Origin of the sequence: Lutimaribacter marinistellae (assembly GCF_042648365.1) — a bacterium.
Taxonomy (GTDB): Bacteria; Pseudomonadota; Alphaproteobacteria; order Rhodobacterales; family Rhodobacteraceae; genus Lutimaribacter_A; species Lutimaribacter_A marinistellae.
Window position 1 is genome coordinate 440,757 of sequence record NZ_JBHRXI010000049.1, and the last position, 24,598, is coordinate 465,354.

General features: G+C 64.0%; 26 protein-coding genes. 12 read left to right on the top strand and 14 right to left on the bottom strand.

Features of this window, described 5'->3' with window-relative positions:
* Positions 1-2 precede the first annotated feature (2 nt).
* The gene (locus tag ACFORG_RS23430) at positions 3-1,616 is read right to left on the bottom strand and encodes a LysM peptidoglycan-binding domain-containing protein (RefSeq protein WP_386738024.1); all 1,614 of its coding nucleotides are present in this window, start codon (positions 1,614-1,616) and stop codon (positions 3-5) included.
* A gap of 135 nt (positions 1,617-1,751) precedes the next feature.
* On the opposite strand from ACFORG_RS23430, the gene ACFORG_RS23435 reads away from it, so the two are divergent.
* Entirely contained in the window at positions 1,752-2,303 is a 552-nt protein-coding gene (locus tag ACFORG_RS23435; protein ID WP_386738025.1) for an LOG family protein, read from the top strand.
* Here the strand turns inward: ACFORG_RS23435 and ACFORG_RS23440 are convergent.
* Both ACFORG_RS23440 and ACFORG_RS23445 read right to left on the bottom strand, forming a co-directional pair.
* Positions 2,240-2,620, bottom strand: a complete 381-nt coding sequence (locus tag ACFORG_RS23440; protein ID WP_386738026.1) for a hypothetical protein — start codon at positions 2,618-2,620, stop codon at positions 2,240-2,242. The genes ACFORG_RS23435 and ACFORG_RS23440 overlap by 64 nt on opposite strands.
* Before the next feature lie 66 nt (positions 2,621-2,686).
* Entirely contained in the window at positions 2,687-3,172 is a 486-nt protein-coding gene (locus tag ACFORG_RS23445) for an EamA family transporter (RefSeq protein ID WP_386738027.1), read from the bottom strand.
* 131 nt (positions 3,173-3,303) lie between these two features.
* Between ACFORG_RS23445 and ACFORG_RS23450 the strand changes: the two genes are divergently transcribed.
* Positions 3,304-4,314, top strand: a complete 1,011-nt coding sequence (locus ACFORG_RS23450) for an LLM class flavin-dependent oxidoreductase (protein ID WP_386738029.1) — start codon at positions 3,304-3,306, stop codon at positions 4,312-4,314.
* Between the two features lie 195 nt (positions 4,315-4,509).
* Here the strand turns inward: ACFORG_RS23450 and ACFORG_RS23455 are convergent, their stop codons facing one another.
* Complete coding sequence (locus ACFORG_RS23455; protein WP_386738030.1) at positions 4,510-5,109, bottom strand: superoxide dismutase; 600 nt, start codon at positions 5,107-5,109, stop codon at positions 4,510-4,512.
* A gap of 103 nt (positions 5,110-5,212) precedes the next feature.
* On the opposite strand from ACFORG_RS23455, the gene ACFORG_RS23460 reads away from it, so the two are divergent.
* Positions 5,213-5,965 carry an FkbM family methyltransferase gene (locus tag ACFORG_RS23460; protein WP_386738031.1) on the top strand — a complete coding sequence of 251 codons (753 nt, stop codon included), beginning with the start codon at positions 5,213-5,215 and terminating at the stop codon, positions 5,963-5,965.
* Here the strand turns inward: ACFORG_RS23460 and ACFORG_RS23465 are convergent.
* The 6 genes from ACFORG_RS23465 to ACFORG_RS23490 form a co-directional block, all read right to left on the bottom strand.
* On the bottom strand, positions 5,962-6,360 hold the full coding sequence (locus ACFORG_RS23465) for a hypothetical protein (RefSeq protein WP_386738032.1): 399 nt from the start codon (positions 6,358-6,360) through the stop codon (positions 5,962-5,964). The two genes, ACFORG_RS23460 and ACFORG_RS23465, sit on opposite strands and share 4 nt — an antisense overlap.
* Before the next feature lie 163 nt (positions 6,361-6,523).
* Positions 6,524-7,093, bottom strand: a complete 570-nt coding sequence (locus tag ACFORG_RS23470; RefSeq protein ID WP_386738033.1) for a sarcosine oxidase subunit gamma — start codon at positions 7,091-7,093, stop codon at positions 6,524-6,526.
* Positions 7,086-10,100, bottom strand: coding sequence for a sarcosine oxidase subunit alpha family protein (locus ACFORG_RS23475; RefSeq protein WP_386738034.1), 3,015 nt, complete (start codon positions 10,098-10,100; stop codon positions 7,086-7,088). Before ACFORG_RS23475 ends, ACFORG_RS23470 begins: the two co-directional genes overlap by 8 nt.
* A 62-nt stretch (positions 10,101-10,162) precedes the next feature.
* Positions 10,163-10,492 carry a sarcosine oxidase subunit delta gene (locus tag ACFORG_RS23480; RefSeq protein ID WP_386738035.1) on the bottom strand — a complete coding sequence of 110 codons (330 nt, stop codon included), beginning with the start codon at positions 10,490-10,492 and terminating at the stop codon, positions 10,163-10,165.
* Positions 10,493-10,510: 18 nt separating this feature from the next.
* Positions 10,511-10,837, bottom strand: a complete 327-nt coding sequence (locus tag ACFORG_RS23485) for a TfoX/Sxy family protein (RefSeq protein ID WP_386738036.1) — start codon at positions 10,835-10,837, stop codon at positions 10,511-10,513.
* Between the two features lie 279 nt (positions 10,838-11,116).
* Positions 11,117-12,361: a sarcosine oxidase subunit beta family protein gene (locus tag ACFORG_RS23490; protein ID WP_386738037.1), complete on the bottom strand. Its 1,245-nt coding sequence runs from the start codon at positions 12,359-12,361 to the stop codon at positions 11,117-11,119.
* A gap of 174 nt (positions 12,362-12,535) precedes the next feature.
* Between ACFORG_RS23490 and ccmI the strand changes: the two genes are divergently transcribed.
* From ccmI to ACFORG_RS23510, 4 genes are all read left to right on the top strand, one after another.
* Positions 12,536-13,759: a c-type cytochrome biogenesis protein CcmI gene (ccmI, locus tag ACFORG_RS23495; protein ID WP_386738038.1), complete on the top strand. Its 1,224-nt coding sequence runs from the start codon at positions 12,536-12,538 to the stop codon at positions 13,757-13,759.
* Positions 13,756-14,220, top strand: a complete 465-nt coding sequence (ruvX, locus tag ACFORG_RS23500; protein WP_386738039.1) for a Holliday junction resolvase RuvX — start codon at positions 13,756-13,758, stop codon at positions 14,218-14,220. Before ccmI ends, ruvX begins: the two co-directional genes overlap by 4 nt.
* Before the next feature lie 14 nt (positions 14,221-14,234).
* Positions 14,235-14,465, top strand: a complete 231-nt coding sequence (locus ACFORG_RS23505; protein ID WP_386738041.1) for a DUF1289 domain-containing protein — start codon at positions 14,235-14,237, stop codon at positions 14,463-14,465.
* 96 nt (positions 14,466-14,561) lie between these two features.
* Complete coding sequence (locus ACFORG_RS23510; RefSeq protein WP_386738042.1) at positions 14,562-15,182, top strand: thiamine phosphate synthase; 621 nt, start codon at positions 14,562-14,564, stop codon at positions 15,180-15,182.
* Between the two features lie 5 nt (positions 15,183-15,187).
* Here ACFORG_RS23510 and ACFORG_RS23515 read toward each other — a convergent pair whose 3' ends face one another.
* Positions 15,188-16,330 carry a HupE/UreJ family protein gene (locus ACFORG_RS23515; RefSeq protein ID WP_386738043.1) on the bottom strand — a complete coding sequence of 381 codons (1,143 nt, stop codon included), beginning with the start codon at positions 16,328-16,330 and terminating at the stop codon, positions 15,188-15,190.
* Here ACFORG_RS23515 and ACFORG_RS23520 point away from each other — a divergent pair.
* The 4 genes from ACFORG_RS23520 to ACFORG_RS23535 all read left to right on the top strand — a co-directional run bounded on the left by ACFORG_RS23520 (position 16,329) and on the right by ACFORG_RS23535 (position 19,753).
* The gene (locus ACFORG_RS23520) at positions 16,329-17,126 is read left to right on the top strand and encodes a DUF4198 domain-containing protein (protein ID WP_386738044.1); all 798 of its coding nucleotides are present in this window, start codon (positions 16,329-16,331) and stop codon (positions 17,124-17,126) included. The two genes, ACFORG_RS23515 and ACFORG_RS23520, sit on opposite strands and share 2 nt — an antisense overlap.
* Positions 17,127-17,188: 62 nt before the next feature.
* Entirely contained in the window at positions 17,189-18,082 is an 894-nt protein-coding gene (locus tag ACFORG_RS23525; protein ID WP_386738045.1) for a PfkB family carbohydrate kinase, read from the top strand.
* Positions 18,079-18,996 carry a pseudouridine-5'-phosphate glycosidase gene (locus tag ACFORG_RS23530; protein WP_386738046.1) on the top strand — a complete coding sequence of 306 codons (918 nt, stop codon included), beginning with the start codon at positions 18,079-18,081 and terminating at the stop codon, positions 18,994-18,996. The genes ACFORG_RS23525 and ACFORG_RS23530 overlap by 4 nt, the downstream gene beginning before the upstream one ends.
* Positions 18,997-19,072: 76 nt before the next feature.
* Positions 19,073-19,753, top strand: a complete 681-nt coding sequence (locus tag ACFORG_RS23535; RefSeq protein ID WP_386738047.1) for a DUF502 domain-containing protein — start codon at positions 19,073-19,075, stop codon at positions 19,751-19,753.
* A 3-nt stretch (positions 19,754-19,756) separates the two neighbouring features.
* Here ACFORG_RS23535 and ACFORG_RS23540 read toward each other — a convergent pair whose 3' ends face one another.
* Both ACFORG_RS23540 and ACFORG_RS23545 read right to left on the bottom strand, forming a co-directional pair.
* The gene (locus ACFORG_RS23540; protein WP_386738048.1) at positions 19,757-20,782 is read right to left on the bottom strand and encodes a patatin-like phospholipase family protein; all 1,026 of its coding nucleotides are present in this window, start codon (positions 20,780-20,782) and stop codon (positions 19,757-19,759) included.
* Positions 20,783-20,857: 75 nt separating this feature from the next.
* The gene (locus ACFORG_RS23545; RefSeq protein WP_386738049.1) at positions 20,858-21,631 is read right to left on the bottom strand and encodes a 3-hydroxybutyrate dehydrogenase; all 774 of its coding nucleotides are present in this window, start codon (positions 21,629-21,631) and stop codon (positions 20,858-20,860) included.
* Between the two features lie 464 nt (positions 21,632-22,095).
* On the opposite strand from ACFORG_RS23545, the gene ACFORG_RS23550 reads away from it, so the two are divergent.
* Complete coding sequence (locus tag ACFORG_RS23550) at positions 22,096-23,913, top strand: extracellular solute-binding protein (protein ID WP_386738050.1); 1,818 nt, start codon at positions 22,096-22,098, stop codon at positions 23,911-23,913.
* Positions 23,914-23,916: 3 nt separating this feature from the next.
* On the opposite strand, the gene ACFORG_RS23555 is transcribed toward ACFORG_RS23550, so the two are convergent.
* Positions 23,917-24,540 carry a helix-turn-helix domain-containing protein gene (locus ACFORG_RS23555; RefSeq protein WP_386738051.1) on the bottom strand — a complete coding sequence of 208 codons (624 nt, stop codon included), beginning with the start codon at positions 24,538-24,540 and terminating at the stop codon, positions 23,917-23,919.
* Positions 24,541-24,598: the final 58 nt, after the last annotated feature.

Below are 24,598 nucleotides of genomic sequence, written 5' to 3' on the forward strand. Positions count from 1 at the left end.
GCTTATTCCGGCAGGGTGAATATCTGCCCGGGATAGATCAGATCGGGGTCGCGGATATCGCCGCGATTGGCCTCGAACACCTTGACGTAAAGCACGCCCTCTCCGTAGCGCTCGCGCGAGATGGCCCAGAGCGTGTCGCCATGCTGCACGGTGACGGCCTGGATCGCTGCTGTGCCTGCCGCGACGCCGGCCTCGGACACGGGCACAAGAAGCGCTTCGGGCGGTTCGCGCTTGAAAGGCGTCTCGATCCGGCTGACCACCGCGCCGGCGGCGTCGATCTCGTCGAGGCGGAGCGTGTAGATGCCGGGATCTATGCCCGGAACGTCGGCCCGCCATTCCCCGTCGAGCCCTGCCGGAATGTCCGACACGGCGCGGTTGTCGACATAGACGCGCACGGTCGAGCCGCTTTGCGCCCGGCCGGAGAGATTGACCTCGCCCTCATCCGAGTAGCCGATCGTATCGAGCGCGACCTGGTCGCGGCTCACCTGCGGGTCGGCGGGTGCGGGTTGCAGCAATTCGACGCCTTCACGTCCGGACCGCAGGATCGCGACCGGGCCACTATCCGTCGCGAGATCCGGTGCGGCCTTGGCTGTCTCTGCCTCGGGCTCGGTGGGTGTCTGAGGGGCATCGGCCAGTTGCAGTGCCGCCTCTTCGCCACCCTCGTCCGTCGCCGTGGTCGTACGGATGTCATCCCCGGCGGATTCGGCGGGCCCGTCTTCGGTACTGTCAGCCTCACCCTGTTGTGTCTTGTCTGGCTCCGCCTGCGCATTCGCTTGCGGTTTCGGGGCATCTTCGGCCTGCGGGTTCGGTTCGGGGTCGGCTGCCGCGACCTGATCCTGCGCATTGGTCGGTGGGGTAGCAGGGGCCGGCAGGGCCGCGATCAGGTAGTCATCCGACAGAGCGCTGCGGCCCGCCTTTTCCGACCTCAGAACAAGGCCTTGCGCGCGCTCGTTGAACGGGATGGTCAGGAATTCGGCAAAGCTGCCGGAGGACGTGAAGCGGTGCAGTTCGGCCCCGTTGACGAGGACCACGACCTCGGATCCGGGCGCGGCCCGGCCCGCGAGAAGCGCGGTGCCATCGGGCTCGACATAGATCTGATCAAGCGAGGGCGCATCCAGCGGTTCCACCGTGTCGTCCTGCGCAGCTTCATCGCCGAGTGTGGCGGTTTCGGGTGTGCGGGCATACGGCGCGTCGTCTTCGTTGCCTTGCGTCGGCTGTTCCTCGACCGCTGCACTTGGTTCGGCGGGTCCGGAGCGGTCGGGCAAAGCCGGGGCAGCCTCATCCGCGGGCAGCTGTGAGCCCGACGGCGCAAGCGGCTGTGTCTCGTCCGACAGGCTGGCAACGGGGCGGTCGGAGGTTTCGGTCTGTGCCGGGTCGGCCGAAACAGGCGGCTGCGGCGCCGTCTGCCCCACTTCGGGGGCCTTGGTCAGCTGCTCCGGCGCAGCAGGTTCCTGCGCTGCCTCGTCCGAGGCGACCGGCGCGAGACCTTCGTCCTGCCGGTCCGTGTCGAAAACACCACTGGCATAGAGTGCGCCGAGCGCGGCAAGAACCGCCACGCCTGCAAGCGCGCCCCAGGCAAAAGTACCCGTACCGCCGCCATCCCCATCGGCTGCCATCGTCCGTTCATCCCCCGTGATGGAAACGGGCCGAAGCCTTTCTGTCCGGCCAGCCCCCGCATAGTTGAGCCAATTTAGCAATCTCGCTATCAGGGGTCAAAACCATGCCATGTGCAAGCGCAGAAAGGCCAATGAATGACGCTGAAATCAGTCTGTGTGTATTGCGGGTCACGGCCCGGCGCGAACCCGGCCTATGCCGAGGCGGCCAAGGCCTTTGGCACCGCGCTTGCGACCGAAGGCTGGAGGCTGGTCTACGGCGCCGGCGACGTGGGCCTGATGGGTGAGGTGGCGCGCGCGGCGCAGACTGCCGGCGGCGAGACCTTTGGCGTCATACCGGTGCATCTGTTGCAGCGTGAAGTCGGCAAACGCGACCTGACCCGTTTCGTCGTCACCGAAACGATGCACGAGCGCAAGAAGGTGATGATCATGAATGCCGACGCGGTGGTCGTGCTGCCGGGCGGCCCCGGTTCGCTTGACGAGTTGTTCGAGGCGCTGACATGGCGGCAGCTGGGCCTGCATGACAAGCCGATCCTCGTGATGAATGTCGAGGGCTACTGGGACGGGCTGCGGGCGCTGGTGGACCGGACCGTGTCCGACGGGTTTGCCGAGCCATCCCTCGCCGCCTATCTCACCTGGGTCGATGGCCCGGACGCCGCCATGGCCGCCCTGCGCGACGCCTTGTCCTGACGGAACGCTCCCACTGAGTAAAGCGCGACTGCGACCCAGATCAGGGCAAAGGCGATCTGGTGAACGAACGTGAATGCCTCGCCGAACAGAACGACGGCGCAAAAGAACTGCAGCGTCGGGTTGATGTATTGCAGCACGCCCACGGTCGACATGGCCACCCGCCGCGCCGCGGCCGAGAACAGGATCAGCGGCATCGCGGTCAGCGGACCGGACAGGATCAGCAGGATGCTGTCCTGCAGCGATGCGCCAAACGCGGGCGACCCGTCGCCATAAACCCCGCCATGTCGCGCGGCGAGCAGTGCAAGGGCAAACGGCATGACAACCGCGACCTCGGCAGTGACGGATACGACCGGGCCGAGCGGCAGGCCATTCTTGATCAGCCCTTAGAAGCCGAAGGTCACGGCAAGCGCGAGAGAGATCCAGGGCGCAACACCCAGCCCGATCGTCAATGCCACGACTCCCGCCGCGGCAAGCATGATCGCGGCCCATTGCAGGCGTCCCAGACGTTCTTTTAGAACGAACCGGCCCAGCAGGACGGCAACCAGCGGAAAGATGTAATAGCCAAGGCTCGTTTCCGTGTTGCGCCCGATCTGCGTGCCGAGGATGAAAAGGAACCAGTTGGTCGATATCATCGCCGAGGCCAGTACGATGGTGCCGAGGCGGCGCAGGTCCGAGACGGCCTCCTGCAGGGCCGAAAGCCTGCCCTGCAGGCCGAGGACCGCAAGGAAGAAGATCAGCGACCACGCGACCCTGTGCGCCATGACTTCGGATGCCGGGACATGGGCCAGCAGCTTGTAATAGATCGGAGAGAGCCCCCAGATGGTGCAGGCGCCGATCATCGCCAGAATGCCCTTGGTGGTTTCGGTCATGCGCCTCTCCTTCGGGCTACCTCCTGCGCCTAGGCGGCGGAAAACGCAAGGGGAGCCGGCGGCCGGGTGGGGTTGTACCGGGGCGGACGGGGTCCGATATTGAGACCGGACACGACAAACGAGGCAAACAGATGCAGGCCTATTCCCTTCTCGACCTTTCGCCCATTCCCGAGGGCGGCAGCGCCCGTGACGCGCTGGGAAACTCGGTGGAGCTGGCCCAGCTGGCCGAGCGCATGGGCTATACCCGCTACTGGCTGGCCGAACACCACAACATGCCCGGAATCGCCAGTGCTGCGACGGCAGTGGTGATCGGCCATGTGGCCGGCGCGACGCGCAAGATCCGCGTGGGGGCCGGCGGGATCATGCTGCCCAACCATGCGCCGCTGGTGGTGGCCGAGCAGTTCGGCACGCTCGAAACCCTGTATCCCGGACGTATCGACCTGGGGCTGGGCCGCGCACCCGGAACGGACATGGCCACCGCCCGCGCCCTGCGCCGCCACATGGCACCCGAGGACGCCTTCCCGCAGGACGTGATCGAGCTGTTGGGCTATCTGCATGCCGAACCGGGTTCGGCCCCCGTGCGCGCGATCCCCGGCGAGGGGACGGGCGTCCCGGTCTGGATCTTGGGGTCCAGCCTTTACGGCGCGCAACTGGCGGCACATCTGGGGCTGCCCTATGCCTTTGCCTCGCATTTCGCGCCCGCCATGCTGGAGGAAGCGCTGCATGTCTATCGCAGCCATTTCGAACCGTCCTCGTGGCTCGACGCGCCCTATGCGATGGTCGCCGCCGGGGTCTGCGCCGCGGATACGGATGAAGAGGCTGCGTATCTGCGCAGCTCGCAGCTTCTGGCCTTCGCCCGGCTCAGAACCGGGCGCCCCGGCCCCTTGCCGCGCCCGGTCCGCAGCGTCGAGGCCGAGATCCCGCCGCAGGTGATGGAACAGGTGCGCGGTGCGCTGTCCGTGTCTGCAACCGGCAGCCGCGAAACCGTGGCCCGCGGGCTGCGGGGCATCGTCGATCGCTACCGGCCGGACGAGTTGATCGTCACGGGCATGATCCACGATCACGCCGCGCGGCTGCGCTCTTTCGAGATCGCCGGCGAGGTCCTGGCCGACATGGCGCGAAAACCCGAACCGGTGGCCTGACCGCGCCCGAAGGGCGCCCGGCCCAACGCCGAGGAGAGCGCCCGCGAGGGCGGTCCCGCAGGTGGCGGGAGCGCCGCCCCCTTGGTCAGTGGCTGCAAGATCGGCACATGGCGGGCCGGTTTGCAGTTGGTGTTCCGGCAAAGCAAAAGCCCCGCGCCGGGCGCGGGGCTTGGAGGTTTTCGATCCTGCGCGCGATTACATGCGCGAGGCGACGTTTTCCCAGTTCACGAGGTTGTTCAGGAAGTTGTCGAGATAAGCAGGACGCTTGTTGCGGAAGTCGATGTAGTAGGAATGCTCCCACACGTCACAGCCCAGGAGAGCGGTCTGGTCGAAGCAGACCGGGTTGACGCCGTTCTCGGTCTTGGTGACGGCCAGCGAGCCGTCGGCGTTCTTGACCAGCCAGGCCCAGCCCGAGCCGAACTGCCCGGCGCCAGCGGCGGCGAATTGCGACTTGAAATCGTCGACCGAGCCAAAGCTCTCGGTCAGCGCCTTTTCAAGCTCGCCCGGCATCTTGTTTTCGCCGGGGCCCATCATTTCCCAAAACTGGTTATGGTTCCAGAGCTGGCTGATGTTGTTGAAGATTCCCGATTGCGCGACGGCCTTGGGGTCATAGGTGCCCTTGATGATCTCTTCGAGGGACTTGCCCTCCCACTCGGTGCCCGCGATGGCCTTGTTGCCGTTGTCGACATAGGCCTTGTGGTGCAGGTCATGGTGATATTCGAGCGTTTCCTTGGACATGCCCTTGGCCGCCAGTGCGTCATGTGCATAAGGAAGGTCGGGAAGTTCAAAAGCCATCTTGGCCCCCTGTTCGAATTCGTGTTGCGGTTCCTTCGGGTTACATGCGACCCGGCTGCGCTCAGGTCAAGGCTTGATCGGAAAAACCGGAGGGCGGCACGCGATGCTGACAAAGCTGCGCAAGGCGATCTACCGCGTTCGCGGGCATTACCCGGGAACGCTCGGCGGCGAGCGGTTCCGCCTCGACCCCTATCATTCCAAGTTCTGGCGCAAGGCGGGTTCGGGCAGCTGGGAGCCGGAGACCTTTGCCGTGCTCGACAAGCATCTCTCGGCTGATCGCGATTACCTCGATATCGGGGCATGGATCGGACCGACGGTACTGTACGCTGCGCGGCGTGCGCGCCATGTCTGGTGCTTCGAGCCGGACCCGGTCGCCTTTCGCCATCTTGCCTGGAACATCGAGTTGAACGGGCTGCACAACGTCTCTGCCTTTGCCGCGGCGCTGTCGACGCAGGTTGGCATCGCGCGCATGGCAAGCCTGGGCGGCGAAGCCGGGGATTCGATGACCTCGCTGTTGGCTGACGGCGCGCATGGCCACGACGTGCTGACGCTGGGCTGGGACCAGTTCGCAGGCGCGGTGGACCTGTCGGGCGTGGCACTGGTCAAGATGGATATCGAAGGTGCCGAATTCGCGGTTCTGCCCGCCCTGCTCGACTGGTTGCGGCAGCATCGGCCGGTTCTGTACCTTTCGACCCACGCGCCCTTTCTGCCCGAGGGGGACCGCGCGAATGCCATGGCCGGCCTTGCCGAGGCGCTGTCCTTTTACGGGAGCATCACGGACGAGACCGGGCATCCGGCCTCACTCACCGATCCCGATGCCGCCACGCGCTTCCGCAGCTTCGTCTGTTCGGGCTAGTTCGCCACGCGGCATCGCCCTCTTGCGATACTCGGGTCGATGTTGCCCGGGATATCGCCACGCAGGGATGCGGTCATGTTCGTGTGGTTCAGAATGATGCGGTAATCGGCCTGCGAGGTGCGGTTGCGCGTGTAGGGCACTTCGACCTCCCAATTGAACTGGATGGATTTTCCGTCCCGCCGTTTCGCCTTGGCCGCGATTGCGCCGCCGTGCTTTGCCTTGGTGAACTTTTCCAGAACCTGCGCTCGCCATGTCGATGTGTCGACCGCGAGTTGAACGGTTTCGGGAATGAAATCATCCCGTCCTGCCGGAAAGCTGCAAACATAGCGTGTTTCGGCGAAAGCGGCCTGTGCGAGGCCAAGACCCAGAATGGAAAGAATAATTGCTGTTTTCATGGCAACGCCCCCCGATGCCGCACTATAGCACAGGGGCACGTCGCCGCAAAACGCGGGCAGATCCGCGGCGGATCGCTAACTGGCACCGGCGGACGCGGCCACCCATCGGAGCCACATCAAACCCGAAAAAGATACTTAATGGCAGCAGCTTGCGCTACTCACCTCATCCGAAATAGCCGACGGAGCTTCCCGGTACGGCGGCGGTCTTGAGCAGCTTGAACACGTAATCGGCCACGGACCGGAAACATATCACGCGGAAAGTCTCGGCATCGTCCATCCAGAATGCGGCCGGGACCTGCGCCATACGCGAGCGACGGATCTGTCCCGGCTCGAATGCGCCGGGCGCGAAATCGACAGGCGCGAGCTTGCCCATCACCTCGCGCGCGGGCGCGCCGCTGATGCGGAACAACGCGCGGGCGTCCGAGACATTCACGGCCAGCGCATGCTCGCCCTTCAGTGCTTCGGCAAGTGTGGCGCAGGTCTCACCTGCCTTGCCATATGGGACGAGCAGCAGCAGTTCGTCCGGCGACATCCAGATCACGCCTGTGCTGCCATTGACCTTCGCCTCGCGAATGCCGGGCACGTCCTGCCCGACCGCGTCCTTGACCGCCTTTGCCAGAAGCTCGGAGCCGAGATCGCCACGCAGGGTGATCATGCCTTGCAGCCCACATTCCTCGACCCGGGCGATGCCGTCGAAACTGGCCTTCATCAATGCGCTTCTTGCGTCAGACATTCTGCTTGTCCCCCTTGGGATCGTAGAAGACCGGCGAGACGATCCTGGCCTTGGTTACGGTGCCGTCGGTACCGGGGAAATCCAGCACCTCGCCCATACGGTCGGGGCCGTGCTTGACCAGGCCCATCGCGATACCTCGGCCCAGGTTGGCCGAGTAGTAGGTAGAGGTCACGCGCCCGATCGTGTTGCGCTGGCCATTGGCGTTGACACCCTCGCCCACGGCATAGGCTCCATCCGGCAGGACAGACCCATCCACAGTTTCAAGACCCACCAGTTTCCAGCGATCCGGGTCGGTCATATGCACACGCTCCTGCGCGCGCTTGCCGAGGAAATCCTCTTTCTTTTTCGAGATCGCCCAGTTCAGGCCAAGGTCCTGCGGGATCACCGTGCCGTCGGTTTCATCGCCGATCATGATGAAGCCCTTTTCCGCGCGCAGGATGTGCAGGCATTCTGTGCCATAGGGCATCACGCCAAACTCCTGCCCCGCTGCCATGAGCGCGTCCCAGAAGGCCTGCCCCCGGCTGGCGGGCACCGCGATCTCGTAGCTGAGTTCGCCGGAAAAGGAGATGCGGTAGACGCGTGCGTCGAACTCCCCGATCTTGCCATCGGCCCAGTCCATGAAGCCGAGCGTCTCGGCGCTCAGGTCCATGCCGCCGAGTTTTTCCAGCAGCTTGCGGGCATTCGGGCCGACCACGGCGATCTGGGCATATTGCTCGGTCACGTTGGCGACATAGACGTTCCAGTCCCACCACTCGGTCTGGAGCCATTCCTCCATATGGGCATGGATGCGTTCGGCCCCGCCGGTGGTGGTGTGACACAGCCACGTATCCTCGTCGATCCGCGCGACGACCCCGTCATCGACGAGAAACCCGTTCTCGGAACACATCAGGCCGTAGCGGCATTTGCCCGGCTTCAGGGTCGACATCATGTTGGTGTAGAGCATGTCGAGAAAACAGCCCGCATCCGGCCCCTTGACGATGATCTTGCCAAGGGTCGAGGCATCCAGCAGACCCGCGTTCTCGCGCGTGTTCTTCACCTCGCGGTTCACGGCGTCATGAGTCGTCTCGCCCGGGCGCTTGTAGGTATAGGGACGGCGCCAATGGCCGACCGGTTCCCACTCGGCGTCGTGCTTGTCGTGCCAGTCATGCATGGGTGTGCGGCGGATCGGCTGAAAGATCTCGCCACGGGCCTCACCCGCGATCGCCGCGAGCGAGATGGGGGTGTAAGGCGGCCGGAACGTTGTTGTTCCAACACGCGGAATCTCCTCTCCCAACGCATCAGCAAGGACGGCGAGGCCGTTGATATTGCTCAGCTTGCCTTGATCCGTCGCCATACCCAGCGTGGTGTAACGCTTGGTATGTTCGACGCTTTCATACCCTTCCTGCGCCGCGAGCCGAACATCCGAGACCTTGACGTCGTTCTGGAAGTCGAGCCACGCCTTCATCCGCAGGCTTTTGTCGGCATTCGCGGGCATGAGCCACACGGGTTGCAGCGGCGCCTCGGCCTCGATTTCGACCTTGGGCGTCTCTTCGGTCGTGGTGGAGAAGCCAGCGGCCAGCGCGGCAGCCTCCCCTTGAACCAGCGCGTCACGCAGGACCGTCGACAGGTCGAGTGGCCCATTGGCACTGCCCGCCGCGCGGACAAAGCCGAACCCGTCGGAACCCAGCGGCGGGCGGTCGGGGTCGGGCCGGAAATGGGCCTGTGCCTCGTCCCAGATCAGCTTGCCACCACAATGCGACCAAAGGTGAACGACCGGGGACCAGCCCCCGGACATGGCGACGGCATCGGCCTCGATCTCTTCGCGCGCGCCACCGACACCGTCCTGGTTGCAGATCGCGACCGTCTTGACCCGTTTGCCACCGGCGACCTTGGCGATCCCCTTGCCGGGGTCGACACGAATGCCAAGCTCTCGCGCACGGTCGGCGAGCGGGCCAGCCGCGTTACGCGCGTCGAGGATGCGAACCACCTTCACCCCGGCCTCGTGCAGGGTGATCGCAGTGCGATAGGCATCATCATTGTTGGTGACGACCACGACACGTTGCCCCGGCGTCACACCCCAGTTCACGACATAGTCGCGCATGGCCGAGGCAAGCATCACCCCCGGCACGTCGTTTCCTGCAAAGGAGAGCGGCCGTTCGATGGCCCCGGTCGCGGTCACGATCTGCTTGGCCCGAATACGCCAGAGGCGGTGGCGCGGACCTTGCGTGCCGGGTTTGTGATCGGTCAGACGCTCGTATCCGAGCGCGTAACCGTGGTCGTAGACCCCTGCCCCCATGCAGCGCAGGCGCAGGGTGACATTCTCCATCGCCTCCAGCTCGGCGACGAGATCATCCACGAACTTGTCCACAGGCCTGCCATCGACAGATCCGCCATCGACCGGGGATCGCCCGCCCCAATGGGCGGTCTGTTCCATCAGCAGCACCTTGGCCCCCGAACGACCGGCCGCATGCGCCGCCATCAGTCCGGCGATACCCCCGCCAATCACGAGAACATCGGTGAAGGCGTAGAAATGCTCGTAGGTGTCAGCGTCGCGGGCATCCTTGTCCGGTGCCTTGCCGAGACCTGCGGACTGCCGGATGAACGGTTCGTAGACATGTTTCCAGAACGGCTGCGGGTGGATGAATGTCTTGTAGTAGAAGCCCGCGGGCAGGAACCGCGCCAATGCCGTGTTCACCGCGCCGATGTCGAAGTCGAGATTCGGCCAGTGGTTCTGCGAGATCGCCTTGAGCCCGTCGAACAGCTCTGTCGTGGTCGCGCGCTGGTTCGGCTCGAACTGGCTGCCCTCGCCAAGGCCGACCAGCGCATTTGGTTCCTCGGCACCCGAGGCGACAGGACCACGGGGGCGGTGATACTTGAAGGACCGGCCCATCATCAGCTGGTCATTGGCAAGAAGCGCCGAGGCCAGCGTATCGCCCGCATAGCCACGAAAGCTCTGGCCGTTGAAAGTGAAGCTCATGGATTTGGAGCGGTCGATCAGGCGGCCGTGTTTTTCAATACGGGTGCTCATTCATGCAGGCCTTTCGCATGTGGAGGGCAGATCCCTCCGGCAGGAAGAATGTGGGCGACGCATCAGGACAGACCGCGCCATTGCCAGCCGGGGCGCTTTTCGCTGATCGCATCGCGGATGTGCTGCGGCGGCTCAGAGGTCTGGGCGGTATAGGTGCCGAACACCTCGAGTGTCTGCGTGCAGCGGGCCGCGTGGAACCACTTACCGCAGCCATGGGCGTGGCGCCAGCGTTCAAAGTGCACGCCGCGCGGGTTTTCGCGTGTGAAAAGGTAGTCGTGGAATTCCTCCTCGGACGATCCCGGACCGTGGCGTGTCAGATGCGCTTCGCCGCCCGGAGAAAGTTCGGTTTCCTCGGCATCGACGCCGCAATAGGGGCAATTGAGCAGCAGCATGTCAGTCTCCTCGGACGGTCATTTCGGGGGCAGGCTGGCCGCATGGGCCAGAGCGAATTCGGTCAGTCGGGCGCGCAGGGCGTCGTCCTCGAAGGCGGCGTAGTCGACCTCGACCATGCCGCCGAGGTTGCGACCGCCGAATTCCAGGCGCCTTGCCCCGGCTTCCAGTGCGGCCGCCTCGCGGGCCTTGCCGGGGCGATACATCGCGCCGTCTTTCATCACGCCACAGACCATGTTGCCATGAAGCAGGAACATCAGCCCGCCAAACATGCGTTTTTCGGACAGGCCCGGCTCGACCCCCAGGTCGGCGCGCATGGTTTCGGCCATCTGCTCAGGATAGGCCATGGCGCATCTCGCGGCATCGGAGGGAGGTGCAAAGAATAACCGGATGGGCACGAGGTAAACCCATCCGGAACTCTTTACGAGACGTGAACGCTTTGGAAAGCGAATGGCGGACCGAGGGGACCGCCACCGTGACCCGGTTCAGGCGATAAACGTCGCGTGTTACAATCCGGTTCCCGGTTGAGACAAAAATCGCGCGTGTTTTTTCCACCGCAGCCGAACCGCCCTGCCCGATGCAAATCGGGCCGGTGTCACAGCGGCGGATCTTTTGCGGCGTCTGCTTCAATGCGCCACCCCGGCCGCGACGCTTTCGTCGATGAAGCGGCCTTCCTTGAAGCGGTCGAGGTTGAACGCCTCGGTCAGCGGCGAATGGCCGGTCGCCATGAGTTGCGCCATACCCCAGCCCGAGCCGGGGATCGCCTTGAACCCGCCAGTGCCCCAGCCGCAGTTGATGAAACAGTTGCCCAGGGGCGTCTTTGACAGGATCGGGGAGCGGTCGCCGGTCATGTCGACGATCCCGCCCCACTGGCGCAGCATCTTGAGGCGGCTGATCATCGGGAAGGTTTCGATCAGCGCGCGCACGGTTTCCTCGATATGGTGGAAGGAGCCGCGCTGCGTATAGTTGTTGTAGCCGTCTGCGCCGCCGCCGATCACCATCTCGCCCTTGTCGGACTGACTCATGTAGCCGTGCACCGTGTTGGCCATCACGACCACGTCCATGCAGGGCTTGATCGGTTCTGAGACCAACGCCTGAAGTGCTACGGATTCGACCGGCAGGCGGAACCCGGCCATGTCAGCCAGCACGCCGGAATGACCCGCAACCACGATGCCCAGCTTGTCGCAATCGATCGCGCCCTTGGTCGTGTCCACGCCGATGACCCGGCCCTTGTCCTGGCGGATGCCGGTGACCTCGCATTTCTGGATGATGTCCATGCCCATGGCAGAGCAGGCGCGCGCATAGCCCCACGCAACCGCGTCATGGCGCGCGGTACCGCCGCGTTCCTGCCAGAGCGCGCCCAGAACCGGGTAGCGGGGACCGTCGATATTGATGATCGGCACCAGCTGCTTGACCCGCTCGGGTCCAATCCATTCCGTCTTGACTCCTTGCAGCGCGTTGGCATGCGCGGTGCGCTGGTAGCCGCGTATCTCGTGCTGGGTCTGGGCCAGCATCATTACGCCGCGAGGCGAGAACATCAGGTTGTAGTTCAGGTCCTGGCTGAGATCTTCGTAGAGGGCGCGCGACTTTTCGTAGATCGCAGCAGAAGGATCCTGCAGGTAGTTCGAGCGGATGATCGTGGTGTTGCGGCCCGTGTTGCCGCCGCCCAGCCAGCCCTTTTCGATGATGGCGACATTCTGGATGCCATAGTTCTTGCCAAGGTAGTAAGCCGTGGCCAGCCCATGCCCGCCCGCACCGACGATGATGACGTCATAGCGTTTTTTCGGTTCGGGCGAACGCCAGGCGCGTTCCCAGCCCGTGTGGTAGCGCAAGGCCTCACGCGCGACGGCAAAGGCTGAATAGTGTCTCATGGGCGATTCCGATCGGTCCGAAGCTTGGGGCACATATGCCGTGCCGCCGCAGAATACCCACGCCGCGAACCGTCGCAATATGACCCGCTTGCGACATGGTGGCCCGCCTGGACCGATTGCCTCTTTTTTCGGCTGGGCGGCATCGCTAGATGAAAGGAGGTTTTGGGAGTGGACATGGTCTTCTGGATAATCGTGACGCTGTTGGCGCTGTCTGTCGCTGCACTGCTGGCGCTGGCCCTGATGCGCGGACGGCGCGATGCGGCGCCGGCCGCGGCCTATGACATGCAGGTTTATCGCGACCAGCTTGCCGGCGTCGACCGCGATCTGGCGCGCGGGGTGATCGCCGAGGAGGATGCCGAACGCATCCGGACCGAGATTTCGCGCCGCATCCTCGCAGCTGACGCCAAGCTGAACGAAGAAGGATCAAATGCGGCCCAGTCGCGCGGACCGACCGTGATCGCCGCTGCCCTTGCCGCGGTTGCAGTGGTCGGCGGTGGCATGGCGCTTTACACACGGCTCGGTGCACCTGGATATGGCGACTTGCCGCTTTCTCTGCGTATCGAGACGGCCGAAGATATCCGCGAGTCTCGCCCTGCGCAGGCCACTGCTGAAGAGCGGATGCCCGCCACGCCTGACCCACAGGTCGATGCCGATTATGCGGCCCTGATCGAACAGCTGCGGCTGGCCGTGGCCGACCGGCCGGGAGATTTGCAGGGTCAGCGCCTGTTGGCCCAGCACGAAGCCAATCTTGGAAATCACAAGGCCGCCTATGAGGCGCAGCGCCGGGCGCTGGACTTGTTGGGTGACGAGGCCGGCGCCTCGGATTACTCGCAGTTGGCCGAACAGATGGTGATGGCCGCTGGCGGTTATGTCTCACCCGAGGCCGAGCAGGCCCTGCAAGAGGTACTGCGCCGTGACCCGAGCGATGGGCCCGCGCGCTATTACTGGGGCGCGATGCTGGCACAGACGGGACGGCCCGACTTGGCATTCCGCATCTGGGAACAGACATTGCGCAGCTCGCCGCCCGACGCGCCCTGGTCGCAGGCGATCGCGGCTCAGATAGAGGATCTGGCCATTCGCGCCGGCGTCGATTACGAGCCGCCATCGGCCGCATCGACGCGCGGACCGTCTGCCGCGGATATCGAGGCTGCCGGAGAGATGAACGCCGAAGACCGGCAGGCGATGATCCGGGGCATGGTGGACGGCCTTTCGAACCGGTTGGCGACCGAAGGCGGCCCGCCCGAGGACTGGGCCCGCCTGATCGGCGCATTGGGTGTGCTGGGAGAGCGCGAACGCGCCGCCGCGATCCACCAGGAGGCGCTGACACGCTTTGCCGACAACGACGCCGCCTTGGCGCGCATCGGTGCCGCGGCGCGGTCTGCCGGGCTCATCGAATGATCCACGACGATTTCACCGAGTTTGCTGCCGCCCTCGCCCCGATGACCGCGCTCATGGGCCTCGACCTTGGGGACAAGACGATCGGCGTCGCCGTCAGCGACCGGATGCGCGGCGTGGCCAGCCCGCTCGAGACCGTGCGGCGCAAGAAATTCACGCTTGATTCGGCGCGGCTGCTGGACATCGCGCAGGCGCGCGAAATCGGCGGCATCGTGTTGGGCCTGCCACGCAACATGGATGGCAGCGAGGGTCCACGATGCCAGTCGACCCGCGCCTTTGCGCGCAACATGTCACGCCTGACCGAGATCCCGATCAGCTTCTGGGATGAAAGGCTCAGCACAGTCGCGGCGGAAAAAGCACTGCTTGAGGCGGATACGTCGCGAAAACGTCGCGGCGAGGTTATTGATCACGTGGCGGCCGGCTATATTCTGCAAGGCGCGCTCGACCGGTTGCGCTTTTTGTAAGGAAATCACGCGCGATGACAAAGATGGTGTGGAAACGCGACGAGATCGAAAGCCCCTGCGTGCAGATCTGCGTCGTTCATCCGGCAGAACGGATCTGCACCGGTTGTTATCGCACGATCGACGAGATCGGCCGCTGGTCGCGCATGTCGAGCGAAGAGCGACAGGCCGTCATGGCGGAGCTGCCTGCGCGCAAGCCATCGCTCGCCAAGCGGCGCGGTGGACGCGCGGCGCGCCTCAAGAGCTGAACACCGCTTTGCGGCATCGCAGATGGGCGCCCTGCCCCGTTTCCTTCGCCGAGGCGATGGGTTATGCCGTCGCGACCACTATTGCAGGAGCCCACAATGGACGCCCCCGAGCAGCCGCAGATCTACCTCGTCACGCCGCCTAGCATCGATCTGGACGTCTTTCCCGATCGACTTGCACAGGTTCTTGACGGCGCCGAGATCGCCTGTATCCGGCTGGCGCTTGCAGGGACGAACGAGGACAGCGTGGCGCGTGCGGCCGATACGCTGCGCGAGGTGGCCCATGCCCGCGACGTGGCCATCGTGATCGCCGACCACCTGCTCATGGCGCAGCGTCTGGGGCTGGACGGTGTGCACCTGTCCGATGCCTCGCGCTCGGTTCGGGCCGCGCGCAAGGAACTGGGGGCAGATGCCATCGTCGGCAGCTTTTGCGGAACGTCGCGCCATGACGGCATGACCGCAGGCGAGGCCGGGGCCGATTACGTGGCCTTTGGTCCGGTCACGGGCAGTGCGCTGGGTGACGGGTCCGTTGCCGAAACGGAACTGTTCGAATGGTGGTCCCAGATGATCGAAATCCCCGTCGTCGCCGAGGGCGGCCTGACCGAAGAGGTGGTTCGCACGCTTGCTCCGCATACCGACTTCTTTGGCATCGGCACCGAGATCTGGAGCGCGGACAACCCTCTGGCAGCCCTGTCGCGCCTGACCGGCGCGATGGGCTGACGCGATCAGATCAGACCGACACGTTCGACCGTCCAGTAAAGGCCCACCGCCGCAATGGCGAGGCTCGCCGGAATCGCGATCCGGGCGCGGTACCAAGGCTTGTCGCGGAACCAGTACCCGACAGCGAGAAAGGCAAGCGCAATCACGGTAAGCTGGCCCAGCTCGACACCGATGTTGAAGCCGATGAGCGCAGGCACGAACTGGCCTTCGGGCAGGCCGAACTCTTCGAGCACGCTGGCAAACCCGAGCCCGTGCAAAAGGCCAAACCCGAAGACGATCACCGGTCGCCATGCGTGCAGGCGCGACGAAAAGACGTTTTCCAGTGCGACAAAGGCAATCGAGGCGGCGATCAGCGGTTCGACCACGGACGCGTTCACCGTGACGACCCCCAAAGCCCCGAGCGCAAGGGTGACCGTATGCGCAAGCGTGAACGCACTGACCTGCCAGACCAGTGGCCGCAGCCGGGCGCTGAGAAAAAACAGTCCCAACACGAACAGGATATGATCCAGACCCTTTGGCAGGATGTGGTCGAAGCCCACCGGGATATAGGTGATGAAACTCTCCCAGCCGGTCGTCTCTGCGCCGCCTGACAGCGGGATGGCGGGGCTGGTCTCGCCGCCTTGCAGATATCCGGTATAGGGTGCCTCGACGCCCATCTGGCGCAGTACCAGCGCCCCGTCCCCGTCCGGCCAGGCCAAGCGCAAGGCTTGTGCACCGTCTGGCAAGGTGCCCGAGAACGCAAGGACCGAGGCCCGGGGAAGCTCGACATTGCCGACCGGCGGAATGTCGGCCTCGCGTGCGATCAACGGCACCTCGGTCCCCTGCCCCGTAGACAGTTGCAACTCTTCCAGCCAGCGTGCCGTGAAGGCGTCCAGCAGCGGCTCCAGCTCGTCGGCGGGCATGGCGCGCAGCGCGTCGTATCGGTCGGATTGGTCAGTCTCGTTCGTGTCCTCGAGACCGTCCAGATCGATGCCGGCAAGAAACGCCTCGACATTCATGCGCAGGGTCAGGCGGATCTCGCTGGCCTCGACCGTGAACTCTCCGATCGTCGGGGTGACCTCATGGGCATTGGCAAGCCCGGCCCAAAGGGTTGACAGCGCCAGCGCAAGGCGCAGCTTCTTCCAGATGTGCGAAAAAGGGCTGCCCATGCTAACGCGTCTCCTGTCCGTCGTTATTTCGGCCTCGCTTCTGTCTGGCGGTGCCGGTGCCCATGAATTCTGGATTGATCCCGAGCGGTGGCAAGTTGAAAGTGGTGCGCCACTGGTGGTTCAGCTACGAAATGGCGAGAAATTCGAGGGATCACCGCAAGTGTATTTCCCGAACCGCATCGCGCGCTTCGACATGGTTACCGGAGGCGCCGCGACGCCCTATACCGGCCGCATGGGCGATGTTCCCGCGCTTGAGGCAAAGGCACCTGACGCGGGCTTGTTGGTTTTGGTCCATGAGACCCAACCAACCACCCTTACCTATCGCGACTGGGACAAGTTCGTGCGCTTCGTCGAGCACAAGGGGCACGCGGCGATCGCTGCGGAGCATGTCGCGCGCGGGCTTCCACAGGAAGGATTCGCCGAAAGCTATAGTCGGTTCGCCAAAGCGCTGGTGGCCGTTGGCGATGGCGCAGGAACGGATGCGCCCACCGGGATGGAGACGGAGTTCGTGGCGCTCGCGAATCCTTACACTGACGACGTAATGGGCGGTATGCCTGTGCAACTTCTTTACCGCGGCAGCCCACGCGCGGATGCACAGGTCGAGGTCTTTGATCGCAGCGCGGAAGGTACGGTGACGGTCAGCTTTCTCACGACCGATGCCGAGGGGCGCACTCTTGTGCCAATCGCGCGGGGGCATGAATACCTGCTCGACTCGGTCGTTCTGCGACCGCTCCACGACCCCGACGGTCCGGTTTGGGAATCGCTTTGGGCGGCGATGACCTTTTCGGTCCCCTGATTCCTTACCTTGAGGGCGGCCAATGGCTTGCGCCGTGATCCGGGCTGCGGCATGAGGGAGCGATGAACACTACCTCCGACATCCTGTGCATCGGTTCTGTCCTGTGGGACATCATCGGCCGGGCCGCCAGCCACATGCGTCAGGGTTCGGACGTGCCGGGCCGGATCACACGCCTGCCCGGCGGTGTTGCGATGAACATCGCGATGACGCTGGTGCGGTTTGGAATGACACCAACACTATTGACCGCTATCGGACGCGACCCCGAGGGGGATGAACTTCTTGCGGCCAGTTCGCGCCTGGGAATGGTGACCGATCACGTCTATCGGTCGGACGATCTGCCGACGGACCGGTACATGGCCGTCGAGGGCGCGAATGGGCTGATCGCCGCCATTGCCGATGCGCATTCGCTTGAAGCTGCTGGTGCCAAGATCCTGCGCCCGCTGATTCACGGGCCGCTGGGAACGCCTGCCGTACCGTTCGAGGGGCTGGTGGCGCTGGACGGTAACCTGACGCTTGCCCTGCTCGAAGAGATTGCCCGTTCCGATGCTTTTGCCCGCGCCGATCTGCGGGTCGCGCCAGCCTCGCCGGGCAAAGCGGAACGGCTCTTGCCCTTTCTTCAGCACGCGCGGGCAACGCTCTACGTCAATCTCGAAGAGGCCGGGATCCTCTGCCAGAGGACCTTCACCGGTTCGGAAAGCGCCGCCCGTGCGCTTGTCGAACGCGGCGCTCTGCGTGCATTGGTGACCGATGGCGGCAATTCTGCCTCGGTCGCGAACGCCGACGGCACGCTGACCCTGACACCCCCCTCCGTTCTGGTTACTCGCGTAACCGGTGCCGGCGATACCTTCATGGCGGCCCATATCGCGGCCGAGGCGCAAGGCGCGCCCGACGAGGAGGCGCTGTCACGCGCCCTGCAAGCCGCCGCAACCTATGTTTCCGGAGAAACCCCTCTGTGATCGATATCCGTTATTCCGCCGAAGTCGCCAAAGCCCGCGAGTCCGGCCGTCCGCTGGTCGCGCTGGAAAGTACCATCATCACCCACGGCATGCCCCATCCGCAAAATGTCGAGGTCGCGGCCCAGGTCGAGCAGGATATCCGCGACGCTGGCGCCGTACCGGCCACCATCGCGGTGATAGAAGGTCGGCTGCATGTCGGACTGGAGCCGCGGGAACTGCAGGCGCTGGGAACGGCGCAGCATGTCGCGAAACTGTCGCGCGCGGACATGGCAGCGTGCCTTGCGACGGGCGGGACCGGCGCGACGACCGTGGCCGCAACGATGATCGCCGCGCGCTATGCCGGTATCGAAGTGTTTGCCACTGGCGGTATCGGTGGGGTGCACAAGGGGGCGGAAACGTCTTTTGACATCTCGGCGGACCTGCACGAGCTGGCGCAGACGCCCGTGACCGTGGTCGCCGCAGGGGCCAAGGCCATTCTGGACCTCGCCAAGACACTCGAAGTGCTGGAGACGCTGGGCGTGCCGGTGATCGCCTACGGGCAGGACGCGTTTCCCGCGTTCTGGTCGGCGCGTTCGTCCCATCGCGCACCGTTGCGGATGAACGATGCCGTATCCATTGCCCGCGCGCACGCGATGCGCGGCGCGCTCGGCCTGCCGGGCGGACAGCTTGTCGCGAACCCGATCCCGCTGGCCGATGAAATCGCGGCCGCGGAACTTGGCCCGATCATCGCCGAGGCGCAGGCCGACGCCGATACCCATCGCATCGCGGGCAAGGCGGTGACACCCTACCTGCTGCAGCGCATATTCGAACGAACCGAGGGGCGGTCGCTAACCGCCAATATCGCGCTGGTACGCAACAATGCCCGGCTGGGTGCGGGTATCGCACAGGAACTGGTCAATCTGAAAACCGGCTAAAGCCTGCGGCGCGGCATACTATTGTGCTGCACGGCCAAACTGCCTAACTGAAATGGGCAGAATTCCGGGACCGAAGATGAATACCCCTTTCGACGAAGAACCTCACCGCCGCGGCGGGCTGCTGGCCAGCTTGCGGGCGTCTTTCCTGACAGGGCTCGTCGTCATCGCGCCCGTCGGGCTGACCATCTGGCTGATCTGGACAGTGGTGGGCTGGATCGACGGGTTTGTCCTGCCGCTGATACCGCAGTCTTTCCGGCCCGAGCAGTATATCGGGATAAACCTGCGTGGCCTGGGCGTCATCATCTTCCTGCTGTTCACCATCATGGTGGGATGGATCGCCAAGGGGCTGATCGGCCGATCGCTGATCAGCTTCGCCGAGGGCGTGGTGGACCGGATGCCAGTCGTCCGCTCGATCTATTCCGGCATCAAGCAGATTTCGGAAACCGTCTTTGCCCAGACCGATCGCAGTTTTGAAAAGGCCTGCCTGATCCAGTATCCGCGCCGCGGCATCTGGGCAATCGGCTTCGTCTCGACACAGGGCAAGGGCGAAGTCGCGCGCAAGGCCGAAACCGGGGGTAACCTGCTTAGCGTGTTCGTACCGACCACGCCGAACCCGACTTCCGGCTTCCTGCTCTACTTTCCCGAGGAGGACGTGATCCTGCTCGACATGACGGTTGAGGATGCCGCGAAACTGGTGATCTCGGCGGGGCTTGTCTATCCCAACGAAAAGGACCCGAGCGAGCCACCGAAGGCTTGACGTTCAGCCGAACATTTCGGCCAGGTCGACGGTAGAGCGCTCTCCGAGGTCGTCCTTGAATTCGGACAGGAACCGGTCGGTTGCCGCACGTCCGGCATGACGCAGCCGGTCAAGAACAACCGGTGTCGGCACCAGCTTGGTCGCGACCGAGAGAGAGTTCATCAGGTCGTCATCGGCAATCATGTGAACCAACACGCGGCTCATCTCCCCAGGTTTCAATTTGCCGGTATCCAGCAGGCGGCGAACGAAATTGATTGCCCGCAATTCGCGCAGCAGCGAGGAATTGAAACTGATCTCGTTGATCCGGTTCTGGATCTGCTGGGAACTGCGCGGCACCTCATCCCGAACCAGCGGGTTGATGTTCACGATGACGACGTCATCCGGCAGGCCGACGTTGAAAAGCGGGAAAAGCGCCGGGTTACCGGTGTAACCGCCATCCCAATAGGCCTCCATCCTGTCGGTCTCGGGGTCGTAGATCTCAACCGCCTGAAAGAGGTTCGGCAGACAGGCAGAGGCCAGGATCGCATCGGTCGAGATTTCATCACCGGTAAAGACGCGGATCTTGCCCGACCGGACACAGGTCGCGCTGACGAACAGGCGCGGCCCCTGATCGGCGCAGACAGTGTCGTAATCGAAGGTGTCAACGACGGACCGCAGCGGGTTCTGGTAGAACGGACCGTAGGCATAGGGCGAGACCATGCGCGACCAGTTGTCGGCAATGGAAAAGGGCAGCGAATATTCGATGGCCTGGGCGACGGCCGCAGGTTCGAACCAACGCATCCAGCTGGCCAGGCGCATGTCACCGACCGCACCCATCCGGCTCCAGAGGCGGTCGAGTTCAGCCCGTGCACCGTCGCGGCCGCCGCGAACCATGCCCGCCTTGAACGCCGCGCCGTTCAACGCACCAGCCGACGTGCCGGTGATTCCGGCCACCTCAATGTCGTCTTCGTCCAGCAGCCTTTCGAGCACGCCCCAGGTAAATGCGCCATGAGCGCCGCCGCCCTGAAGCGCCAGGTTGATCCGTTTCACCGCGACCGCTCCTTCATCTCGTGCAGAATGCAGAATGCCGTCGGTCGTGGGGGCAGCGCCCCCACGGCCGTTTCGTCAAAGCGCGGTCCAGCCGCCATCGACACTGATCGACGTGCCGGTTATCTGCGCCGCAGCGTCCGAGCAAAGGAACACCGCCGTCCCGCCCAGCTGTTCCACGGTGGCAAATTCCTTGGACGGCTGACGTTCGAGCATGACTTTCTCGATCACCTCGTCGCGGCCCATGTCGTATTTCTCCATCGTGTCGGGAATCTGCGCCTCGACCAGCGGCGTCAGAACATAGCCCGGGCAGATTGTGTTCGCCGTGATAGGCTCTCGCGCCGTTTCTAGCGCGACGACCTTGGTCATGCCGACGATACCGTGCTTTGCCGCCACGTAGGCGGATTTGTAGGGCGAGGCGGTCAGGCCATGCGCCGAGGCGATGTTGATCACCCGCCCCCAACCAGCCTTGCGCATCATCGGCAAGGCGGCGGCGGTGGTATGAAAGGCCGAGTTGAGATTGATCGCGATGATGGCATCGTATTTTTCGGCAGGGAACTCGTCGATCGGCGCGACATGCTGGATGCCGGCATTGTTCACGAGGATATCGCAGGCCCCGGCCTGCTCGATCAGCGCGCGGCACTCTTCGCCCTTGGACATGTCGGCCTTGATGTAGCGCGCTTTCACGCCGAACTCGACCCCGATCTCTTCGGCCAGCTTGTGATCTTCCTCGCGGTCGGTGAAGGAGTTGAGCACCACATCGGCGCCCGCCCGCGCCAGTTCCCGCGCGACGCCCAGCCCGATACCTGAGTTCGATCCAGTGACCACGGCGGTCTTGCCCTTGAGTGACATGGAGAGTCCTTTCCAAATCTGCTTACCCGGCGCCACCCTGACATGCTGCACCTGCAAAGGGAACGCGAAAACCCGTCCTTGGATCCAAGCGCTCCCGCCCCCTGCGGGGCCGCCCTTTCCGGGCGCCCTCCTCGGCGTTGGGCCGGGCCGCGCGCCATGCGGCGCGCGGTTGGGCGTTACATCGCGCGAAGAAACAGTCCACAAGACATGAAGCGGCGGGATGCCGCCGATCCACTGATGCCAGCGCTTGCGGACGACCCCGATACAGCGCACCAAAAAAAACGCCCGCACGAGGCGGGCGTTAAGTTATTGAGGCAGGTTTCATACAGGCAAGAAACCTATCGAGCAGTGCATCCTTTATACGCAATTCCCTTGCGTCGTCCAAGCTAAAAGTTTGAAAAGACTTCGATCCGTGATAGCCATCGGACCCAACAAAACAAGGCCAGAGCAGGATTGTTGCCAAAGTGCGACCCGATTTTTTCCGCTATCTTCGACCCGTTTTCGCCGTCGCTGCGCTGATTTCCGCTCCTTTGTCGGCGCAGGGAGAATCAGCGCATGGCATAGCTATGTATGGCAACCCGGCCTTGCCACCGGATTTTGTGTCCTTGCCCTATGCCAACCCGGACGCGCCGAAAGGCGGGCGCGTGGTGTTCGGAAACACCGGAGGTTTCGACAGCCTGAACCCGTTCACACAAAAAGGCACGCACCCCTGGCAGTTGAGATTTCTGTCTCATGAGAGCCTTATGGGCCGTTCCTGGGACGAACCCTTCTCGCTTTACGGTCTTTTGGCCGAATCGGTCGAGGCCGCGCCGGACCGGTCCTGGGTCGAATTCACCCTGCGGGAAGAGGCCCGATTCTCCGATGGCAGCCCGGTTACGGTGGAGGATGTCATCTGGTCCTACGAGATGCTGGGGACCGAGGGGCATCTGCGCTATCGCGGATTGTGGGGCCAGATCGATGCCATCGAGCAGACCGGCCCGCGCAGCCTGCGGATCACTTTTGCCGAGACAGATCGCGAACTGGCCCTGATCGCCGGGATGCGCCCGATCCTCAACAAGGCGCAGTGGGAAGGCAAGGATTTCGCCAACGCCCCCCTGTCCGAGATTCCCATGGGCAGCGGGCCATATGTCGTCACGGATTACGAGGCGGGTCGTTTCGTGACGCTGACACGCAATCCGGACTACTGGGGCGATGATATCCCCTTTCGGCGCGGAACGATGAATTTCGACGAAATCCGCATCGAGTTCTACGGCGATCAGACGGTCCTGTTCGAAGCTTTCAAGGCAGGCGAGTTGACCGCGATCCGCGAGTTCAACGCCGAGAAATGGGTTACTCAGTATGACTTTCCAGCAGTGACACGGGGCGATGTCATCAAAACCGAAATTCCGCATGCCAAACCATCAGGCATGACGGGCTTCGTGATGAACACGCGCCGCGCGCCGTTCGACGACTGGCGCGTACGCGAGGCGATGCTGCTGGCCTTCAACTTCGAATTCATCAACGACACGGTCACGGGCGGGGCGCAGCCGCGCATCACATCGTATTTCTCGGGCTCGGAGCTGGCGATGCGTCCGGGACCGGCCGAAGGGCGTGTGCTCGAATACCTCACGCCTTATGCCGACACGCTGCCGCCCGGAGCGCTGGAGGGGTACGCCCTGCCGCAAAGCGATGGAACCGCGCGCAACCGGTCCAACCTGCGCCGTGCCACTGCCCTGCTGGCCGAGGCCGGATGGCAGGTAGAGGCGGGAGAGCTGCGCAACGCCAAGGGGGAGCCGTTTCGCTTCACCGTCCTGCTGCGACAGGGCGATACCGACATGCAGACCGTCATGGAGATATATTCCCGGGCGCTGGACCGTTTGGGTATCACCACCGGGATCGAGAAGGTCGACGATGCGCAATATACCGGACGGCTGGCCGAGCTTGATTTCGACATGACGCCTTTTCGCAGGGCGCTTTCGCTCTCTCCGGGCAACGAGCAGCGGCTCTATTGGGGAAGCGAGGTCGCGGATGCACCGGGGACGCGCAACCTCATGGGTATGGCGCAACCGGCGGCGGATGCGCTAATCGACGCGATGCTGACGACCGAGGATCGCGACGAGTTCATTGCGGCGACCCGTGCGCTCGACCGGGTGCTGACGGCGGGGCGCTACGTGATACCGATCTGGAATTTCGATGTCGGCAGGATCGCACATGCCAAGGAACTGAAGTTTCCCGAAACGCTGCCGATCTATGGCGATGGGCCGCAATACATGCCCGATGTCTGGTGGTACGAGGAAGACTAGTCGTCAGACCAAAGAGGTCACCCAGAGGATCGTGGCATCCTCGGGGCTGACCGACACGACATTATGCCCCATGGTGCCATCGTAATAGGCGCTGTCGCCGCGGCGCATCTCGATCGGTTCGTAGAACTCGGTATAGAGCGTGATGACGCCGGTGAGGACGTACAGGAACTCTTCACCGTCATGGCGCACCCAACCGTCGAACTCTTCCATGGACCGCGCACGTACGCGGGCGCGATAGGGAAGCATCCGCTTCTTGCTCAGCGTTTCGGCAAGCAACTCGTGTTCATACGTGGCGGTCGCATGCGCCGTACCCTCGCCCGATTTCGTGACCGAGAGCCGGCCGTTGATCTGGTCCTTCTGCGGCGGCGTGAACAGCTGGGGCACCGAGATCTGCAAACCGACGGCCAGTTTCTTGAGTGCATCATAGGTGGGCGACATCTGCCCGTTCTCGATCTTGCTCAGCGTCGAGCGTGCGAGCCCGGCCTGGCTGGCGGCCTGTTCCAGGGTCCAGTCGCGCGCCTTGCGCAGCTCGCGCACGCGCGCGCCAAGGTCGAGGGGCTCGGCCTCGATTTCCGCACCGCTGTCACGGGCAACGCGGATGATGGATCTGGGGTCTCTGTCGCTCATGACCAGTGTCTATAGGGTGCGCCCGCGGCGCTTGCAACGCAGAGCGGCGCGCGCTAGC

Bases quoted from the DNA above. Each gene is read 5' to 3' on its own strand.
- ACFORG_RS23435 (WP_386738025.1), top strand. From the start codon at position 1,752: ATGACGCTGAAATCAGTCTGTGTGTATTGCGGGTCACGGCCCGGCGCG.
- ACFORG_RS23440 (WP_386738026.1), bottom strand. From the start codon at position 2,620: ATGCCGTTTGCCCTTGCACTGCTCGCCGCGCGACATGGCGGGGTTTAT.
- ACFORG_RS23480 (WP_386738035.1), bottom strand. From the start codon at position 10,492: ATGCTGCTGCTCAATTGCCCCTATTGCGGCGTCGATGCCGAGGAAACC.
- ACFORG_RS23430 (WP_386738024.1), bottom strand. From the start codon at position 1,616: ATGGCAGCCGATGGGGATGGCGGCGGTACGGGTACTTTTGCCTGGGGC.
- ACFORG_RS23515 (WP_386738043.1), bottom strand. From the start codon at position 16,330: ATGGGCAGCCCTTTTTCGCACATCTGGAAGAAGCTGCGCCTTGCGCTG.
- ACFORG_RS23450 (WP_386738029.1), top strand. From the start codon at position 3,304: ATGCAGGCCTATTCCCTTCTCGACCTTTCGCCCATTCCCGAGGGCGGC.
- ccmI (WP_386738038.1), top strand. From the start codon at position 12,536: ATGGTCTTCTGGATAATCGTGACGCTGTTGGCGCTGTCTGTCGCTGCA.
- ACFORG_RS23470 (WP_386738033.1), bottom strand. From the start codon at position 7,093: ATGTCTGACGCAAGAAGCGCATTGATGAAGGCCAGTTTCGACGGCATC.
- ACFORG_RS23525 (WP_386738045.1), top strand. From the start codon at position 17,189: ATGAACACTACCTCCGACATCCTGTGCATCGGTTCTGTCCTGTGGGAC.
- ruvX (WP_386738039.1), top strand. From the start codon at position 13,756: ATGATCCACGACGATTTCACCGAGTTTGCTGCCGCCCTCGCCCCGATG.
- ACFORG_RS23510 (WP_386738042.1), top strand. From the start codon at position 14,562: ATGGACGCCCCCGAGCAGCCGCAGATCTACCTCGTCACGCCGCCTAGC.
- ACFORG_RS23475 (WP_386738034.1), bottom strand. From the start codon at position 10,100: ATGAGCACCCGTATTGAAAAACACGGCCGCCTGATCGACCGCTCCAAA.
- ACFORG_RS23535 (WP_386738047.1), top strand. From the start codon at position 19,073: ATGAATACCCCTTTCGACGAAGAACCTCACCGCCGCGGCGGGCTGCTG.
- ACFORG_RS23485 (WP_386738036.1), bottom strand. From the start codon at position 10,837: ATGGCCTATCCTGAGCAGATGGCCGAAACCATGCGCGCCGACCTGGGG.
- ACFORG_RS23455 (WP_386738030.1), bottom strand. From the start codon at position 5,109: ATGGCTTTTGAACTTCCCGACCTTCCTTATGCACATGACGCACTGGCG.
- ACFORG_RS23505 (WP_386738041.1), top strand. From the start codon at position 14,235: ATGACAAAGATGGTGTGGAAACGCGACGAGATCGAAAGCCCCTGCGTG.
- ACFORG_RS23465 (WP_386738032.1), bottom strand. From the start codon at position 6,360: ATGAAAACAGCAATTATTCTTTCCATTCTGGGTCTTGGCCTCGCACAG.
- ACFORG_RS23490 (WP_386738037.1), bottom strand. From the start codon at position 12,361: ATGAGACACTATTCAGCCTTTGCCGTCGCGCGTGAGGCCTTGCGCTAC.
- ACFORG_RS23545 (WP_386738049.1), bottom strand. From the start codon at position 21,631: ATGTCACTCAAGGGCAAGACCGCCGTGGTCACTGGATCGAACTCAGGT.
- ACFORG_RS23520 (WP_386738044.1), top strand. From the start codon at position 16,329: ATGCTAACGCGTCTCCTGTCCGTCGTTATTTCGGCCTCGCTTCTGTCT.
- ACFORG_RS23460 (WP_386738031.1), top strand. From the start codon at position 5,213: ATGCTGACAAAGCTGCGCAAGGCGATCTACCGCGTTCGCGGGCATTAC.
- ACFORG_RS23555 (WP_386738051.1), bottom strand. From the start codon at position 24,540: ATGAGCGACAGAGACCCCAGATCCATCATCCGCGTTGCCCGTGACAGC.
- ACFORG_RS23445 (WP_386738027.1), bottom strand. From the start codon at position 3,172: ATGACCGAAACCACCAAGGGCATTCTGGCGATGATCGGCGCCTGCACC.